Raw genomic sequence first — 17591 nt, 5'->3', positions numbered from 1 at the left:
ATTCATCGCGCACCTTGCGAGCCTCAGCCGAGTTTCTTGGTGAGTTCGGGCACGGCGGTGAAGAGGTCGGCCACAAGCCCGTAGTCGGCCACCTGGAAGATCGGCGCCTCCTCGTCCTTGTTGATCGCGACGATGATCTTCGAGTCCTTCATGCCCGCAAGGTGCTGAATGGCCCCCGAAATGCCCACGGCGACGTAGAGATCGGGTGCCACGACCTTGCCGGTCTGGCCCACCTGCCAGTCGTTCGGGGCGAAGCCGGAATCGACCGCGGCGCGCGAGGCACCCACGGCGGCGCCGAGCTTGTCGGCCAGCTTCTCGATGATCGCGAAATCCTCTTCCGAGCCGACGCCGCGGCCACCGGAGACGACGACACCGGCGGACGTGAGCTCCGGGCGGTCGCTCTCGGCCACCTTGTCCTCGACCCATTCCGACAGGCCGGGGTTCTCGGCGGCGGAAACCGTGTCGACCGGCGCGGCGGATTGCTCGCCCACCGCGTCGAAATTGGCGGTCCGGATCGAAACGACCTTCTTGGCGTCTTTCGATTTCACCGTCTGGATGGCGTTGCCGGCGTAGATCGGGCGCTCGAACGTGTCGGCATCGACGACGCCGGAGACATCCGAGATCACCATCACGTCGAGAAGCGCGGCCACGCGGGGCAGCACGTTCTTGGCGTCGGTGGTGGCGGGGGCGACGATGTGGTCATAATCGCCGGCGAGCGACACGATCAGCGTGGCGGTCGATTCCGCGAGGCGGTGGCCCAGCGAGGCATCCTCGGCCACGAGCACCTTGGAGACCCCCTCGATCTTTGCGGCCGCTTCTCCCGCGGCGGCGGCGGAACCCCCGGCGCAGAGCGCGGTCACGTCGCCCAAGTTGGCGCAGGCGGCCACGGCCTTGGCGGTCGCGTCGAACGACAATTCGCCGTCATTCACTTCGGCAAGCAGCAGAACAGCCATTACACGACCCCTTTCTCTTTGAGTTTCGCCACCAGCGTATCCACGTCCGGAACGATCTCGCCGGCCTGGCGCGCTTCGGGCTCGTCGGTCTTGACCACCTCGAGGCGCGGGCTCACGTCGACGCCGTAATCCTCGGCGGTCTTCTCTTCGAGCGGCTTCTTCTTCGCCTTCATGATGTTGGGCAGCGAAGCGTAGCGCGGCTCGTTGAGGCGCAGATCGACGGTGACGATGGTGGGCATCTTCACCTTGATGGTCTGCAACCCGCCATCCACCTCGCGGGTGATCTTGGCGTGGTCGCCCTCGATGTCGAGTTCGGAGGCGAAGGTGCCCTGGCTCCAGCCCAGCAGCGCCGCGAGCATCTGTCCAGTGGCGTTCATGTCGTTGTCGATCGCCTGCTTGCCGGCGATCACGAGGCCCGGCTGCTCTTCTTCCACGACCTTGGCAAGGATCTTGGCAACGCTGAGCGGCTCGATATCGTTATGAACGTCATCGGCGGCCACGACCAGAATCGCCCGGTCCGCGCCCATCGCCAGCGCCGTGCGCAGCGTTTCCTGCGCCTGTTTCACGCCGATCGACACCGCCACGACCTCTTCGGCCTTGCCGGCTTCCTTCAGGCGGATCGCCTCTTCGACGGCAATCTCGTCGAACGGGTTCATCGACATTTTGACATTGGCGAGATCGACACCCGATCCGTCCGCCTTCACGCGGACCTTCACGTTGTAGTCGATCACGCGCTTGACAGGGACTAGCACCTTCATTGGCATGGTCTCCTTGAACTCCTGATGTGGTATCGACCGCCTCAGCGGTCCTTGAATTCGGGGTTTCGTTTTTCCAAGAACGCCTTCATGGCCTCGGGGAAGTCATGCGCGCCCAGCAGAACGCATTGGGCATCTCGCTCGATGTCCAGAGATCCGAGATAGCCACATTCCGCCGCAGAGCGCATCACGCGTTTGGCTGTCTGCACCCCGAACATCGGGTGCGCGGCGATTTCGCGGGCGATTTCCAGCGCGCGCGCCTCGACCTGCCCGGCCGGAACGCATTCTTCCACGACGCGCAGGTCTTTCGCGGTTTGCCCGTTGATCTCGCGGCCGGTGAGCACGAGCATCCGCGCCACCCCCGCGCCTGCGCGTTGCTGGAGCAACCAGCTCGAACCGGTGTCTGGGCACCCACCCACGCGCGCGAAAACCTCGCATAGCCGTGCGTCCTCGGCGGCCACGACAATATCCGCCGACAGAGCGAGGCTCAGACCGGCACCATAGGCGACGCCGCAAACGGCGGAAATCAGCGGCTTGCGAAAGAGATAGGCCGCGCGTCCCCCATCATGAACCTTGTCGATCATTTCGGATGTGGCCCTTGCCCCCTTGGCGACTTCGGCCTGGAAGCCGACAAGATCGCCGCCGCTGCTGAAATGATCGCCTCCGGTCATGATCACAGCCCGGATCGCATCGTCCCGGTCGGCCTCGCGCAGATGCGCCACCAATTCCTCGACAAACGCGATGCTGTAAGGGTTGCGCTTCTCCGGTTGAAGAAAGCGCAGGATGCCAATAGGACCATCCCTCTCAAGGCGAATAAGTTCGGTCATCTCGGCCTCCATCAGGTTCCGGTCCAGTCCGGCGCGCGCTTTTCCGCAAAAGCCTTGGGGCCCTCGATCGCGTCATTGCTGGCATAGACGACCTCATGCAGGCGCTTTCCCTCTTCCAGACCGCCAGCGCAGCCGAGATCCATTGTGGCCCGAACGCTGCCTTTTGCCGCCACCACAGAGAGCGGGGCCATACCGGCAATACGCTTGGCAAGGGCATGCGCCCGCGCGCGCACGTCCTCCGGCGTATCCTCCAGATAATTGGTAAACCCATAATCGTGCAGCCGCTCGATCGTCATCAGATCGCCGGTCAGAACGATTTCCATGAGGATGGGTTGCGGCAGCATCGATAGCGCCGGAGCCGCCCAGGGCGACCCGCGCCCGATCTTGACTTCGGTGATACCGACCTTGGTGCCTTTGAGACCAACGCGAAGATCGCAGTTGAGCGTCAGCATCATGCCTCCCGCCATCAGGGATCCGGTCATGGCGGCAATGATCGGCTTTTTACAGGCCCGCATGGTTTCGTGAAACGGATCGCGCATCTTGGACAGAATATCGACACCCTCATCCCGCGCGATTTGGGTGGCTTCCTTCAGGTCCAGCCCGGCGCTGAAAACACCGCAATCGGCCGAGGTCAGAATGGCCACGCGAATGCTGTCATCCACCTCGATCCGTTCCCAGGCGTCGGTCAGGCCGTTCGTCGCGGCCACGGACAGCGCGTTCTTCTGCTCGGGCCGGTTGATGCACACGGTCGCGATGCCGTCTTCAATCGTCACGTCAATAGGGCTCATGATTTCTGCTTCCCTTTTAAAGACATATTTTCTGCAAATGCCGATCCGAGGCCCCCGCGACATGATCGCCGCGGGGGAGGGCAAGCTCACTCGACGTTGAACTTCTCGGAACTTTCCCTGATCACTTCCCACACTACGTCGAGGTAGTCGGCGCTCCAGTCGGTCAGCGGCACCCAGGTTTCGCCATCCCATTGCTCGACCCGGGTCTTGCCGCCACCACCATGGTCTTCCGCGGTCACCGTGACCGGGGCCATGAGGCCATTTGCATCGAAACCGGAGATCGATTCATAGCCAGCCTTCATGCTTTCGGGGGTGAGCGGCCAGCCATCTTCGGCGATCGCGATACGCGCGGCTTCAAAACCGGTCGAATAGATAGCCAGCCCGGTGTTGTAGTACACGTCGTGAACCAAGTTCTCGGGTCCGCTTCCCTTACCATTGACATAATACATTTCGAGCATCGTTTCCACGAGAGGAACGTCCTGGCCACCAGCCACGTTTGTCCCTCGAAGGATGCCTGTGGCCTCTTCCGCACCGATGTTGGAGATGTCGACTTCGTTCAGCCAATTGACCGACAGGTAGCGGTCGATCGGGAAGCGGTTGCGGCGCATTTCCTTGGAGGCAACCACATGTCCGCCGGCCAGCAGCCAGCTAATCACATAGTCGGGCTTGTCGCGGCGGACCTTGCTCCATGCGCCGGACTGATCCGACCCGGGCAGAGGAACCGGGTAGAGCGACAGTTCAAAGCCCTCTTTCTCGGACAGGGTCTTCAGGATTTCGATCGGTTCCTGACCGAACGGATAATCCAGATAGATGAATCCGATCTTCGCGTCTTCGAGATTGCCGTCCATCTGCTCCTTGATGAAGGCGACGTCGTTGGCTGCCTGTTGCCAGTAGGTCGGGCCGACCGGGAAAACCCATTCGAACACCTCTCCATCCACCGCGTCGCCGCGGCCGACGAAAGACTGCATAAGAATGTTGCCGTCCTTCATCGCGCGCGGCAATACCGCGTTCGTGACCGGCGTGGACAAGAAGTTGAAGATGAAAACGCCGTCGCGCTTGAGCTGCTCATAGCATTCTACGCCGCGTTGTGGTTCGTTGCCATGATCGCGCACGATGATTTCGACCGGATGGCCCTCGATCCCGCCGTTTTCGTTGGTGTACATCGCCAGGTCCTGGGCAGCCTGAGCCACCTGGGGCGAAATGAACGTGTAGGACTTGCTGAGGTCGAAGCACAGTCCGAAACGGATCGGCTCCTTGTCCTGGGCAGTCGCCGCTGTCGCGGCTGTCGCCAATGCGGCGGTAAGGACCATCGCCTTGATATGCTGTTTGGTTCTCATCTTCTTCTCCCATTGATTGATTGGAGGGCGAATTTATCGTTATGCGAGCGCGGCACCGCCTTCCCTGACGCCGGCCCTTCGGCTAACTGATCATCATTCCTCGTATTTCGAGGAGCTTTCCTTGACCACCTCCCACACCACATCACTGTATGCAGAGATCCAGTCGGTTTGTGGCACCCAGGTCTCGCCGTCCCACATCTCGATACGCGTCTTGCCGCCGCCACCGTGATCTTCCGATGTCACCGTGATCGGCGCCATCAGACCGTTCGCATCGTACTTTTCGAGAGTTTCGAGACCGGCTTTGTAGGACTGCGCCGTGATCGGCAGGCCCTCCAGTTCGACCGCCCGCCGCGCTGCCTCGAAAATGATCGAATACATCGCCAGCCCGGTATTGTAGTAGACATCCTGCGTATTCGCCAACGGTCCGGAGCCCTGCCCGGTGTCGTAAAGTTCACTGATGATCTCGGTACGTAAGGGTACGTCCAGACCACCGACGACATTGGTGCCGCGCTTCAGTCCGGTGGCCGCCTTTGCTCCGATATTGGCGATATCCACTTCGTTCAGCCAGTTGACCGAAATGTACTTTTCCATTGGAATGCGATTGCGCTGCATTTCTTTCGACGCAACGACATGGGCACCGCCGAGCATCCACGAGATCACGTGATCGGGCTTGTCGCGGCGCATTTTCGACCAGGCACCCGACTGGTCGCTGCCGGGCAACGGCACAGGGTAGAGCAGAAGCTCGAAGCCTTCCTTTTCCGCCAATGTCTCGAGAATCTCGATCGGTTCCTGCCCGAATGGGTAGTCGAAATAGATGTAGCCGACCTTGACGTCCGAAAGATCGCCATCGTGCAATTGTTTTATATAGCCGATATCATTGGCGGCCTGGCCCCAGTATGTCGGGCCGACCGGATAGACCCAGTCGAAAACTGTGCCATCCACGGCATCACCGCGCCCCACCAGAGACTGCATGAGAATGCGTTCGTCTTGCATCGCGCGCGGTAGGATCGCCAAGGACACCGGCGTTGACAGTGTATCGAAGACAAAGACCCCCTCGCGGCTGAGCCTGTTATAGCATTCGATCCCACGCTGTGGTTCGTTTCCATGGTCGCGCACGATGACTTCCACTGGCTCGCCGCCGATCCCGCCCTTCATGTTTGTCAGCTTCGCTAGATCCATCGCGGCTTGCGAGACCTGCGGCGTGGCAAATGTATATGCCTTGCTGAGGTCATAACAGACGCCCACCTTGAATGGTTCGGCCATAACCTGCGACCCGGTGATCAGGCCGCCCATCATCGAGATTACGGCTAACGCACTGGTAAGTTGATTCATCTTTTCCTCCCTGAACACTGCCTGATTGGAACCTCAACTCAGCCAACGTTTGCGTCGACTATAATGTTTGACGTTGTGGAAATTCGTGCCTTCTCCACCGCCGAGATAGAATTCCTGAATGTCGGAGTTGGATTTGAGGGCTTCGGCGCTGGCGTTCATGACGACGCGGCCGTTCTCGATCAGATATCCTTCCGAAACGATCTCCAGTGCGGCCAGGGCGTTCTGTTCCACAAGCAGAACCGACATGCCCTGTTCTTGGTTGATCTTTTGCAGGATGCCGAAGATCTCGGCCACCAGGAACGGCGCAAGCCCAAGGCTCGGCTCGTCCAGCATCAGCAGGCTCGGCTGGGTCACCAGCGCGCGGCCGATGGCAAGCATCTGCTGCTCGCCGCCCGACAGATAGCCCGACAGCGAATTGCGTCGCTCGGCAAGCCGGGGGAAATAGTTGTATATCTTCTCTTTTTCCCCATTCAGGTCTGAGCGGGACATGCCCGCCGGTGCGGCTGCCGTCAGGTTCTCGTCCGGGGTCAGATGCTCAAAGACACGCCGTCCTTCGATGACGTGACAAATACCCATCTCCACGCGCTTTTGCGCCAGCATCTCGGTAATGTCGGTGTCTTCGAACTTGATTTCGCCCCGGCTGACGCGGCCGCGTTCGGCCTTCAGAAGACCACTGATCGCTTTCAGAGTGGTGCTCTTGCCCGCTCCGTTCGAGCCCAGAAGCGCAATCATCTTGCCCTTTGGCACCTGAATCGAGACACCCTTGATTGCTAGCATAACGTTGTCATACAGCACCTCGACACTGTTCATCGACAGTATGGGCTGGATTTCGACCTTTTGTTGCATCGTCATTCCTCTCTACTTCCTGAGCTGATCGAAGGGCCAGACCATCAGATAGTCCCTGATGTTGCCATAGAGCTTGCCGAGCCCCAGCGGTTCGATCAGAAGGATTATGACGATCAGCGCGCCATAGACGGCATTCGGAATATGGGCCAGCGTTTCGACATTGATCTGCATTCCAAGTGACAGACTCCCCCCCGCGACAATCCCGTTCACTAGGCCCGGCACAAGCAGGATCAAGGCAACGCCGAAATACGACCCGATGATGCTGGACAGGCCACCGACGATTACCATCGCAAGCACCTGGATCGACACGTTCACTGAAAACTGCTCCGGCGCGGCGAGAAAGAAGAATGTCGCAACTAGCAAGGCACCGCTGACCCCCGCGATAAAGGACGACGTCGCGAATGCCAGTATCTTGTAGTAGAAACTGTTCACCCCGAGAATCGCGGCGGCAAAATCCTTTTCCCGCACGGCGACCAGGGCGCGCCCCAGCCCGGTGCGTTTCAGATTCAGCATGAAAATCGTCACCAAGACGCACCATCCGAAGGCAACATAATAATAGCCGGCATCGGAAGTGATCTCTTGCCCGAGCAGCGCCAGTGTCGGAGATTGGAGCGATGCGTGCGAGCCCCCCGTAATCGTCGGCGAGTGAGTCAGCACCCAGTCCATCACGAACTGCATCGCCAGCGTCGTAAGCGCGAGGTAGAGCCCCTTCACCCGCAACGCGGCAAAGGCGAACAGGCTGCCGATCACCGACGATGCCAGCCCGCCGATGATGAGGGCGAACTCCCAAGGGACCCCGAATCGCGCGGCGTGGATCGCCGAATACGCGCCCACGGCCATCACCGCAGCATAACCCAGATGAAGCTGGCCTGCCCACCCCGTCACCAGGTTGAGCCCAAGCGCGGCAGCCGTCCAGATCAGCCAAGGCAGCATGTAGCTGTTCAGGTAGAGCGACGGCACGATGAACGGCGCCGCAAGACCGAAAAGCAGGACGAACACAGCCAAATTCCGGTCAGCGGGCACCTTGAAGATGCGGCTGTCGGAGACGTAGTTGGCGTGGTGGACACCAGAGAGCCTATAGAACATCCCTTACACCCTTTCGATGTCATGATGACCAAACAAGCCGTGCGGACGGATCATGACCGTAAGAATGAGCACAGCGGCGACGATAAGCTCCCGGCTCCCCCCCCCGACAAGCGGATCGAGGAAGTCAGCGCCCACATTTTCCACGACACCGAGGATGATGCCGGCGACCACCGCACCCAGAATACTGTCAAGGCCACCCAGGACAGCCACTGCCAGACCTTTGAGCAGCAGCAGAGACAGCGCCTGATCGACACCCTGGATTTCGCCCCAGATGACGCCTGCGGCAACGGCAACCACCGATGCCAGAGCCCAGGACAGCCCGACGCCGCGCTCGACCGAAATCCCGACCGACCACGAAGCCATGTAATCATCCGCGATCGCTCGCAGTTTTATGCCGGTTCGGCTGCGGAAAATCAGCATGAAGGCGACAAAGAGACCGATCGCGACCCCGGCACCGACAAGGTGGATGCGACTGATGAAGATGTCACCGAGGAACAATGGTTCATAGCTGACTCCCAACTCCATCGATCGGGATGTCCCACCCCAGATCGCCAGCGTTGTGCCGCGAAGGAAAATGTCGAGTCCCAGTGTCAACATCAGGATCATGACGACCGGTCGGCCAGCAAGACGGCGCAGAGCAACACGCTCAATACCAAACCCCAGGCCAAACATGAGGACTGCGGCAAGCGGGATTGCGGCCCAAAGCGGCAGACCCACATCGCGCGCCAGAGCAAGAACCACATAGGCCCCGACCATCGTCAGCCCGCCCTGCGCCAGATTAGGGACCGAGGAGGCTTTGTAAATCAGCACGAGGCCGATGGCGAAAAGCGAATATAACAGACCCGTCAAAGCACCGTTTATCGCAAGCTCTGTTAGAAAGACCCAATCCATTTACACCTCCCTGATGGGAAGGCTTCTTTCGACCTTCCCGATTTCCCCAGTCTCGTAAGTCACCTGAGCGCTTACATGGACCTCTGTTGAACCGTCGTAGAGCGCCACGATAACATCGGCATAGCGTTCCTCCACGACCTTGCGGCGCAATTTTCGAGTGCGCGTGATCTCCCCATCGTCCGGGTCTAATTCTTTCGGCAGGCTTACAAAGCGTTGCAGGCGCAATGGCTCAGTGAGCGCCTTGTTCACCCGATGGAACGCCTCGAGCAGCAGCGCCGCGACCTCGTCGCGCTGAGACAGATCGGAATAGGACACGTAAGGCACGCCGTTCACCTCGGCCCAATGGCCGACCGCTTCGAAATCCACGCAGACCATCGCCGTCAGCTCGTCCAGTCCCGCGCCGACAACAGCCGCATCCTTGATGTACGGACTGAATTTGAGCCGGTTTTCTATATAGTTCGGAACATAGCGTTCACCCCCGGCGGTATGCATGACCTCGGAGACGCGCCCCAACACCACAAGCTGGCCGTTCTCCTCCAGATAGCCGGCGTCGCCGGTATGCAGCCAACCGCCCTCAAGGGCCTCGGCACTCGCTTCCGGTTTGTTGAAATAACCGGCGAACACGCTCTCCGAACGCAACAGAACCTCGCCTTTCTCATCGATCTTGACCTCGACACCCGGCGCGGGTGTGCCAACGGCATGGAGACGGACCTCGTTCGGTGCCTGCATCGCGCTTATCGCGCCGCTCTCGGTCTGCCCGTAAAACTGGCGCAGCTTGATTCCCAGAGCGCGATAAAAGACGAAAGTGTCTTCGCCGATCGCCTCGCCGCCGGTGAACGCATTCTTCAAGCGGCTCATGCCGAACTGGTCCTTGATCGGGCCGAAGACGATCACCTCGCCCAACAATCTGCCCACCGGCTCCAACAGGCCGCCGCTCTTTCCGTTCAGTTTACGCGTCTCGGCAGCAACAGCTCGGTCCATAAAAAAGCGGTACAGCCACTTTTTCAATGGGGTGGAATTCTCCATTCCAACCTGGATTGTCGTCAGCACCTGGTCCCAACTTCTGGGTGCCGCCAGATAGAAGGTCGGGGCGATTTCGCGCATGTCCCGCACGACCGTTTCCTGTCGCTCCGGCACGTTCACGGTGAACCGGAAAGAGAGGGCCGCCGCGACCGTAATTGCATAATCCCCAACCCAGGCCATCGGGAGATAGGCAAGAATTTCCTCATTCTCTCCAAATGCACCCGCCGCATGGCCATTCCGGGCCGCGGCCAGAACGTTCTTCTGGCTCAGAACGATACCTTTCGGCTTGCCGGTTGTTCCCGAAGAATGCATGAAGATTGCAGGACCTTCTGGTTTTGCTCTGTTCAGAAGCGCCTCTCGGAGACTCGGGTCTTCGTTGAGATCGTGCCGACCTACTTCCATCAGGTGATCCCATGACATAAGTCCGTCGTCTTCATAAAACCCGAGCCCACGCGTTTCATCGTATATGACATGAGCGATGCCGCTCGCGCCCGCGGTCCGCACCTCAAGGATCTTGTCTACCTGCTCCTGATCTTCGCCGATGGCTGCAACGATCTCGACTTCGCCAAGGAAATGCTGAAGCTCTTCGAGCGTCGCCCCCGGATAGGCCGGCATCGGGTAGGCTCCGAGCAGCGAAACCGCAAGCATGCCCTGGTATAGCCGCGCGCGGTTGTCACCGAGAATGAGAACGGCCTTGCCCGGCTTCACACCGATCTTCTCAAGACCGGCCGCGCAGGCCAGAACCTCTTCCACATACTCGGCCCAGGTGCTTTCTTTCCAGATTCCGCGCTCTTTCTCGCGAATCGCGATACTCGATCCATGTCTTGACGCGTTCCGCGCCAACAGTTTTCCGAATGTCTCGTTGGCGGTATTTTGCAATGTTGCCCCCTCAGCCATGCGCCCCTCCAACGTATGCCTCGATCACCCTGGGATCCTTTACGACTTCCTTCGGTATGCCGCTGGCGATCATTTCGCCGTAGTTCAGTGCCAGCATGCGGTCGCAAATGCCGATGATGACATCCATGTGGTGCTCGATCAGCAGAACGCTGACGCCACGTTCGGCGCGCGCGTCCAGGATGAAGCGGGACATGTATCCCTTTTCTTCCTGGTTCATGCCCGCCATCGGCTCGTCGAGGATCAGCATTTGCGGTTCCGCCACCAGCGCGCGCGCAAGTTCGACACGTTTTTTAAGGCCGATCGGAAGACCATCGACCATCTCGTGCCGGATGCTTTCAAGCTGCAGAAACTCGATAACCTCCTCGACGATTCTCCGGTTCTCGATTTCTCCTCGGCGTGCGGCCCACCAATACAACGCCGTACGAAAAACGCCGGGGTTCATGTGAATGTGCCGCCCAAGCAAAATATTATCAAGAACACTCATCCCGTTGAACAGGGCAAGATTCTGAAACGTTCGGGCGACCCCGAGCTTTGCAACCTTGTGGGGCGCGGTGCCCGTTATTTCCTTTCCTGCCAGCCGGACAGTCCCGACATTCGGAGGGTAGAAACCGGTGATCGCGTTCGTAAGCGTTGTCTTGCCGCTGCCATTCGGACCCACGAGGCCAAAGATCTCCTTGGGTCGAATGACGAGATCCACATCTGAAACAGCGACGATACCGCCAAACCGCCGCTCAATCCCGCGACACTCCAGTATCGCCCCATCGTCAGTCCCGGTTTCTTTTTTTCCGTTGGTCATCATCTGGATTCTGTTGTCCCCATTAGATTTGTCGCGCGTGTCACGAAATCCGAAAATAATCCGGTCGCCCTGTTGGCCAGGGATCGCCCCACATCTGTTGCCCACCGTCGATGTTCAGAACTTCACCCGTCACGAATTTCCCGGAATTGGCCGCCATATAGACAACGCCTTCTGCCACATCCCATTCGTCGCCTGCGCGCCGCATCGGATTGGAGTCCTGGAATGTTGCCGCCCCATCCTCGGGATAACGACTGAACCCGGTACTCTCACAACAGCCCGGCGCCACGCAGTTCACGCGGATGTCATGCGAGGCCCACTCCACTGCGACCGATTTCGACAGGTATATGACCCCTGCGCGGGCCGCACAGGTATGCGCGATGCCGGGCATTCCGCGCCAGATGTCGGCCACGATGTTCACGATCGAACCGGGTTGCTTGTGCTCGACCCAATGGCGCGCCGTGGATTGCATCATCCACCAGGTGCCGTTGAGGTTCGTGTCTATGACGGCGTTCCAGCCTTTCGGGGAAAAATCCAGCGCGGCCTGTGGAAACTGCCCCCCCGCATTGTTTACCAATACGTCGATTGAACCGAATTCCTGATTTGCCTTGCCGACAAAATCCTCTACCTGGTCGGGGTCCCGGATGGTCATGGATTTGGAAAGGACTTTGGCGCCCAGGCTTTCGAGAAACTCACCGGCCGAAGCCAGCTTTTCCTGGTTGCGCCCGTTTATTGCCAAGTTAGCTCCCAGCCTTGCGAACAGAGCGGCAATCGCCAGGCCCAGCCCACCGCCCGCGCCGGTTACAACGACGGTCTTTCCGGCGAACAGATCGCGCGCATAGACAGTCGAACGTATTGATAGATCTTCTCGCGAAGACCCGAACTGCGCCGTACTCATGACGCCTCCTCCCTATCGCCCCATTCGGGATCTTCTGCAATCTAACGTATGTTAGAAAATCAATCAAGAAGGAATACCGGCTTTCCCAGCGCGTCGGTTTCGCTTGGTAAGACTATGGAAGCCCTGGAACTTTTTCGGCTATGAACGGCAAGAGCATCTGCGGCGTCACTGCAGGATGGAGTTCGGCGAGTGGGTCTCGGTCTTCGGCGAGGTGGTGTCTCGAATCTGGTGGAAATTCTTGGGCGGCGTCCTCCGAGCATGGGAATTTGGGCCTGATCAGGCCGCGAGGTCATGGCTGATCGGGGCGACGGGCTGAGCCAAGGTTTCCCAGCCATCCACTTTCCGCATTTGGATCTGACCCGATGCCATCAGTGCCCAAAGAAGCATCGGCACGGTTTCGGCGCAGGGCAGCACGGTCTGGGTCTTGATGTGGCGGCGGAATTCCTCGTTCAGGCGCTCTATGGCGTTGGTGGTTCTGGCCGATTTCCATTGTGACGGGTCCAGCCGCGTGAAGGTGAACAGGCTGTCCCCGGCCTCTTCCAGGCTGTCCGCCACCGCGCGGCATTTCAGCCGCCATTTGCGCAGGAAGGCCTTACGACGCTTGTCGATTTCGGCCGCATCTTCAGCATAGATCATGTCGCGGTAATCCTCGGCCAATTCGTCCTGCATGCGTTTCGGGGCGTGGCCGAGAAGGTTGCGGTGTTTATGAACTGTGCAGCGCTGGATCGGCAGGTCCTCTCCCCAGAGCGCGACCAGCGCGGCCTCGAGTCCGAAAGCCCCGTCGACAATGACAAATTCCGGTCGTTTCAGGCCACGCGCATCGAGATCGCCGAGAAATTCGGCCCAGGCAGCCTTGCTTTCGCTGACCTGCCCCTTTTTTCAGGGCCACCCTTAAGTCGAGCCTGTTCTCCTTCTGTTTGCCATCATTCGGCGGCGTGAGCAATGGGCGCAGGCGCGGAGCCGTCAGGTAGCTCAAGCGGCTGCGCCCATTGTGTTTTGTCGAAGGGCCTCGCGGCTGCGAATTCCTCCGGTGTTTGATACTTCAGGCTGCTGTGCGGGCGCTCTGTGTTATAGTCGATCCTCCAGTCCTCGATGATCTTTCGGGCCTCTCCGATGCTGGTGAACCAGTGTTGGTTCAGGCATTCCTCGCGGTATCGCCCGTTGAAGCTTTCGATATAGGCGTTCTGGGTCGGTTTGCCGGGGTCGATGAAATAGAGCTGAACGCCGTGATCATCAGCCCATCCATCCAGCGCCCGCCCACGCAGTTCCGGGCCATTATCAACGACCAGGATATCGGGGTAGCCCCGTTCACGGGCCACGCGTTCCAGCATGTCCACGACCCGCTCTCCCGGAAGCGAGAAGTCCACCTCGATCGCCGGGCACTCCCGGGTGCAGTCGTCCTTGAGGTTGGCTGTGCGGAACTTGCGACCGTTGGCCAGAGCATCGCTGGTGAAGTCGAGCGACCAACGCTGGTTGGGTGCGATTGGGCACCAGGCTCCCTCACGCCCCTCGCGCGGGATCTTCTTGCGCTTTGTGCGGCGCAGCCACAGCCGTTCTTCGCGGTAGATGCGCTCGACGACCTTGACGTTCACCCTGAAGTCCTCGCGGACGAGTTTTGCATGCAGCATGCGATAGCCATACCTCCGGTGCTTGCCTGACAAGGTAATCAGGCGCTCTCTCAGCCGCGCGTGGCGATCTGGTCGCGCCCGATAGGCCAGGCTCGACCTTGAAATCCCGACCAGCCTGCACGCCCGCCGTTCCGTGAACCGATGCTCGTCCATCAGCTTCCTCACTGCGGCGCGGCGGTGCGCAGGCGTCAGGAGTTTTTTGCCAGCAGCCCCTTCAGGCCCGCGTTGTCGAGCATCGCGTCGGCCAAGAGACGCTTCAGCTCGGCGTTCTCGGCCTCAAGATCCTTCAGCCGCCGCAACTCGGAAACCGTCATGCCGCCATACTTGGCCTTCCACTTATACAGCGTGGCATCCGACATCCCGTGCTTGCGGCACAGCTCCGAAACCTTTGCCCCGGCCGCATACTCCTGCAAAATCCCCACAATCTGTTCTTCGGTGAAACGTGATTTGCGCATCGTCTGTTCTCCTCGTTGCTTTGAACGTTACGAAAACAAACTCTCTTTTTGAATGGCCCAGTTTTTGGGGGGCAGGTCATCGCCGCCCATATTCATAATCGAAAGCAGCACTTTTTGGCCATCCCGGCGCACGCCGATGGCCGCCAGAACCGAGATGTTGGTGGCTTTCTTGTCGATGCGTGTCTTGATCACCGTGCCGTCGAGGATCAGCCGAACGATGTCCTCATTGGCCAGGCTGCGTGTCACCCAGGCATCCCAGTCGACCTTCACTTTGCGCCAGGCGCGGCTGACCACGTCTTTGCTGACTGCCCCTTCGAACAGCCCATGTGGGATATATATGGACCCCGCCTAATTGCAACGGTCTGTTTGGCTCTGGATCGAAGGTCGCGATTGCTGATGTATATCCGGCTTCTTAGGGCGGCCTGATTGATCATCGCCGCGAGCCCCGATGGATTTCCGCTTGCTTCTCCCTCATCGCCCCTAAGGCATTGGTGTTGACCTTGCCGATCCACACATCAGGTTCAAGAAGCAACGGGCGTGACCCTTCTCCATCTCCCGGCAGATGTTGCAATATTCCTTTCAGTCCTCCTTGACTTGGTCCTTCTTAGCCTGGCTCAGACCATGTGTCCGCGATTGTATTCCTGATCGTTTGACAGAAGCGACCAAACGATCCTTGCGTTCTTGTTTGCCAAGGCGACTGCAACGACATTCGGATGACGTCTTTTCCGCATCCGGTTGATCCACTGGCTTCGCGTATCGGTTTTTCCGGCCGAGCGGCCCAGTACCGCGCGCGCCGTGGATCAACATCGTCCGCAAGTACCTGTCGCCCCGTTTGCTTATGCCAAATAGCCGCGCTTTTCCGCCGCTTGAATGCTGCTTTGGCACCAGGCCCAACCAAACGGCAAACTGGCGGCCATTTCTGAAGCAAGATTTATCGCCAACCGCGGCGACGAGTGCTGTTGCGGTAATCGGACCGATCCCCTCGATCTGACCGATGCGTTGACACATTTCATTGGAGCGGTAGAGGCTTTTGATCCGTTGATTGTAGCCAGCGAGACGTGCATCCAGTTCAGCCAGCTCCTCCCGGATGTCGCGCAGCATCTCGACAAAGAGCCCGCCAAAGCCCCCCGACTGACCGTCCGCAATTTCACTAAGGGTACGCCGAATGCGGTTGATATCTCGCGGCACCACGACACCGTGCTCCCCAAGTAAACCTCGGACCTGGTTCACAAGCCGGGTACGATTTGCAACCACACGCTGGCGGATACGGTGGACCGCTTGAATTTCCAGCGGCTCGGGCGACTTCGGCGGTACAAACCGCATCGACGGCCTGCCAACCGCCTCGCAAATAGCTTCAGCGTCATTGCGGTCATTCTTGTTCGACTTGACATAAGGCTTCACAAACTGAGGCGAGATCAACCGGACCTCGTGCCCCAGATCAGTCAGAACACGCGCCCAATAGTGCGATCCGCAGCAAGCCTCCATCCCGACAACGCAAGGCTCAAGCTCGGCGAAGAACTGCGCAACGGCTTCGCGTCTCAGCGTCTTTCGAAGCACGACATTTTCATTGTTGTCGACGGCGTGAACTTCAAAAACGTATTTGGCCAAGTCAAGGCCGATTCTTTTGATTTCCATAGCATGCACCCTCCTGTTTGCATTTCCAAGATACACCGCCCGAGGGCAGCGGGGTCCATACCATTGCGCCCGGTTTGGCAAGAAAAATAACAACAATCCAAGCTGAGGATACGGATCGAGTACTTCCATGTGTCAGACCTCTTTCTGCGACGTTCCATGCGCCGCGGGCCGGTATGGTCGTTTGTGAAACGGATCCAAATCACAGAACCGGGATCAAGTCCCTTTGGTTGCCAATGGTTTTCCCGTTTCAGACCTAATCGATGCGCTTTCCCTTACCTGGTGTCGTCTTCCTCGCCTATCCGATTGTCACACATACCGCGGATTGTTCATGCCACTGCGGCTTGTCGCGACAACCGGAATTCCTGCTTTTTAACTATCATTGCCCACAAGCCACGCGCCATGCGGTTTGCCAATGCGACCGCAACCATCATGCGCGGCTTCTTAGCAAGCATTCTCGCCAACCAGGGGTCTTTGATGTGCTTTGACCTTTGGGCCCATTGCAATACAGCCATGGCTCCGGAGATCAACAATCTACGAATATCTTTCTGACCCATCTTCGACGTTTTGCCAAGGCGATCACGCCCACCAGAGGAGTGCTGCTTCGGCACCAGGCCAAGCCAAGCCGCGAAATCTCGCCCGCGCCGAAAGGTCCGCATATCTGGCGCAAAACTATCAATGGCCACCGAGGTTAAGGGGCCGACACCTGACATCGTCTGAAGACGACGAAGCTCTGGCCGCGTTTTGCCTTCGGCCTGAATTTGTTGTGTCAGGTCATCGATTTGTGCCGTGAGCTCTTCAATCCGCTGCAAATAAACCCGGTCCAGCGAAGCGATTGCCTCCGGAAGATCATGATCATCGGCGTTCAGGACAGCCTCCAAGCGCGTCAGTTGCGCCATGCCTTTCGCGGCAACTGCCCCGAATTCGGCAAGATGTGCCCGCAATGCATTGACAATGCTGTGTTCTTTGCCGAACGAGCAAGTCTCGGGTACGAAACAGTGCTGAACGGCATTGCTGTTCCTCGGACTTTGCCTCCACAAATCTCATTGACGGACGTTGAGCCGCCTCCGCTATCGCTTCGGCGTCGGCCATGTCGTTTTTCTGGCGTTTTACAAAGGGCTTTACATACTGGGGCGCGATCAGGCGCACCTTATGCCCCAAGCCCGAGAGCTCGCGCGCCCAGTAATGGGCCGTTGCGCAGGCCTCCATGGCAATGCTTGTCGGTTCCATTCTTCCGAAAAAATCCCTCAGTTTGTCCCTGCCAAGCTTTTTCCGAAATAGAACTGCGCCGGAACCATCAACGCCGTTAACCTGAAACACGTTCTTGGCCAAATCTATCGCGACAAGTGAAGCTGGTGTCATCTGTTTACTCCTTCCTCGTGATCCGCTTCCGGCATCCTACCAGAAGCGGTGGGGAGGGCGTATCCACGCCATCACAGAAGAGAGTAAA

At 58.9% G+C, this 17591-nt stretch carries 13 protein-coding genes and 4 pseudogenes; all 17 read right to left on the bottom strand.

What is annotated here, in order from left to right; genetic code table 11:
• Window positions 1–23 precede the first annotated feature (23 nt).
• Window positions 24–953, bottom strand: coding sequence for an FAD-binding protein (locus G568_RS0108120; protein WP_026757556.1), 930 nt, complete (start codon window positions 951–953; stop codon window positions 24–26).
• Window positions 953–1711, bottom strand: coding sequence for an electron transfer flavoprotein subunit beta/FixA family protein (locus G568_RS0108115; protein ID WP_026757555.1), 759 nt, complete (start codon window positions 1709–1711; stop codon window positions 953–955). Before G568_RS0108115 ends, G568_RS0108120 begins: the two co-directional genes overlap by 1 nt.
• 41 nt (window positions 1712–1752) lie before the next feature.
• On the bottom strand, window positions 1753–2535 hold the full coding sequence (locus G568_RS0108110; RefSeq protein WP_026757554.1) for an enoyl-CoA hydratase/isomerase family protein: 783 nt from the start codon (window positions 2533–2535) through the stop codon (window positions 1753–1755).
• An 11-nt stretch (window positions 2536–2546) separates the two neighbouring features.
• Entirely contained in the window at window positions 2547–3323 is a 777-nt protein-coding gene (locus G568_RS0108105; RefSeq protein ID WP_026757553.1) for an enoyl-CoA hydratase/isomerase family protein, read from the bottom strand.
• 86 nt (window positions 3324–3409) lie between these two features.
• Window positions 3410–4660 carry an ABC transporter substrate-binding protein gene (locus tag G568_RS0108100; RefSeq protein ID WP_026757552.1) on the bottom strand — a complete coding sequence of 417 codons (1251 nt, stop codon included), beginning with the start codon at window positions 4658–4660 and terminating at the stop codon, window positions 3410–3412.
• Window positions 4661–4753: 93 nt separating this feature from the next.
• A complete protein-coding gene (locus G568_RS0108095; RefSeq protein ID WP_342664612.1) occupies window positions 4754–5992 on the bottom strand; it encodes an ABC transporter substrate-binding protein in 1239 nt (412 codons plus the stop codon).
• Between the two features lie 33 nt (window positions 5993–6025).
• Window positions 6026–6838, bottom strand: a complete 813-nt coding sequence (locus tag G568_RS0108090; RefSeq protein WP_026757550.1) for an ABC transporter ATP-binding protein — start codon at window positions 6836–6838, stop codon at window positions 6026–6028.
• Window positions 6839–6850: 12 nt separating this feature from the next.
• A complete protein-coding gene (locus G568_RS0108085; RefSeq protein ID WP_026757549.1) occupies window positions 6851–7924 on the bottom strand; it encodes a branched-chain amino acid ABC transporter permease in 1074 nt (357 codons plus the stop codon).
• A gap of 3 nt (window positions 7925–7927) precedes the next feature.
• The gene (locus G568_RS0108080; protein ID WP_026757548.1) at window positions 7928–8815 is read right to left on the bottom strand and encodes a branched-chain amino acid ABC transporter permease; all 888 of its coding nucleotides are present in this window, start codon (window positions 8813–8815) and stop codon (window positions 7928–7930) included.
• Entirely contained in the window at window positions 8816–10735 is a 1920-nt protein-coding gene (locus G568_RS0108075) for an AMP-dependent synthetase/ligase (RefSeq protein ID WP_026757547.1), read from the bottom strand.
• Window positions 10728–11531, bottom strand: a complete 804-nt coding sequence (locus G568_RS0108070) for an ABC transporter ATP-binding protein (protein ID WP_037373885.1) — start codon at window positions 11529–11531, stop codon at window positions 10728–10730. The genes G568_RS0108075 and G568_RS0108070 overlap by 8 nt, the downstream gene beginning before the upstream one ends.
• Window positions 11532–11571: 40 nt before the next feature.
• Window positions 11572–12426 carry an SDR family oxidoreductase gene (locus G568_RS0108065; protein ID WP_026757545.1) on the bottom strand — a complete coding sequence of 285 codons (855 nt, stop codon included), beginning with the start codon at window positions 12424–12426 and terminating at the stop codon, window positions 11572–11574.
• Window positions 12427–12702: 276 nt separating this feature from the next.
• Window positions 12703–13287: pseudogene (locus G568_RS19910) on the bottom strand (transposase); the annotation flags it as partial.
• 62 nt (window positions 13288–13349) lie between these two features.
• A protein-coding gene (locus G568_RS18510; protein ID WP_157084333.1) for an IS3 family transposase occupies window positions 13350–14509 on the bottom strand; the annotation gives its coding sequence in 2 pieces (ribosomal slippage) (window positions 13350–14257 and window positions 14257–14509; 1161 coding nt in all).
• 78 nt (window positions 14510–14587) lie between these two features.
• Window positions 14588–14833 (bottom strand): annotated as a pseudogene (locus G568_RS0108045) (transposase); the annotation flags it as partial.
• 290 nt (window positions 14834–15123) lie between these two features.
• A pseudogene (locus G568_RS18505) lies at window positions 15124–16144 on the bottom strand (IS110 family RNA-guided transposase).
• Window positions 16145–16470: 326 nt separating this feature from the next.
• A pseudogene (locus G568_RS18500) lies at window positions 16471–17503 on the bottom strand (IS110 family RNA-guided transposase).
• Between the last annotated feature and the right edge of the window lie 88 nt (window positions 17504–17591).

Origin of the sequence: Sediminimonas qiaohouensis DSM 21189, from assembly GCF_000423645.1 — a bacterium.
GTDB lineage: Bacteria > Pseudomonadota > Alphaproteobacteria > Rhodobacterales > Rhodobacteraceae > Sediminimonas > Sediminimonas qiaohouensis.
The sequence above is the reverse complement of the archived record's forward strand: the minus strand, read 5'-3'. Positions and strand labels throughout refer to the sequence as shown.

What these genes read in the sequence shown, in the direction of transcription:
- G568_RS0108120 (WP_026757556.1), bottom strand. Translation starts at nt 953, where the DNA reads ATGGCTGTTCTGCTGCTTGCCGAAGTGAATGACGGCGAATTGTCGTTC.
- G568_RS0108115 (WP_026757555.1), bottom strand. Translation starts at nt 1,711, where the DNA reads ATGAAGGTGCTAGTCCCTGTCAAGCGCGTGATCGACTACAACGTGAAG.
- G568_RS0108110 (WP_026757554.1), bottom strand. Translation starts at nt 2,535, where the DNA reads ATGACCGAACTTATTCGCCTTGAGAGGGATGGTCCTATTGGCATCCTG.
- G568_RS0108105 (WP_026757553.1), bottom strand. Translation starts at nt 3,323, where the DNA reads ATGAGCCCTATTGACGTGACGATTGAAGACGGCATCGCGACCGTGTGC.
- G568_RS0108100 (WP_026757552.1), bottom strand. Translation starts at nt 4,660, where the DNA reads ATGAGAACCAAACAGCATATCAAGGCGATGGTCCTTACCGCCGCATTG.
- G568_RS0108095 (WP_342664612.1), bottom strand. Translation starts at nt 5,992, where the DNA reads ATGAATCAACTTACCAGTGCGTTAGCCGTAATCTCGATGATGGGCGGC.
- G568_RS0108090 (WP_026757550.1), bottom strand. Translation starts at nt 6,838, where the DNA reads ATGCAACAAAAGGTCGAAATCCAGCCCATACTGTCGATGAACAGTGTC.
- G568_RS0108085 (WP_026757549.1), bottom strand. Translation starts at nt 7,924, where the DNA reads ATGTTCTATAGGCTCTCTGGTGTCCACCACGCCAACTACGTCTCCGAC.
- G568_RS0108080 (WP_026757548.1), bottom strand. Translation starts at nt 8,815, where the DNA reads ATGGATTGGGTCTTTCTAACAGAGCTTGCGATAAACGGTGCTTTGACG.
- G568_RS0108075 (WP_026757547.1), bottom strand. Translation starts at nt 10,735, where the DNA reads ATGGCTGAGGGGGCAACATTGCAAAATACCGCCAACGAGACATTCGGA.
- G568_RS0108070 (WP_037373885.1), bottom strand. Translation starts at nt 11,531, where the DNA reads ATGACCAACGGAAAAAAAGAAACCGGGACTGACGATGGGGCGATACTG.
- G568_RS0108065 (WP_026757545.1), bottom strand. Translation starts at nt 12,426, where the DNA reads ATGAGTACGGCGCAGTTCGGGTCTTCGCGAGAAGATCTATCAATACGT.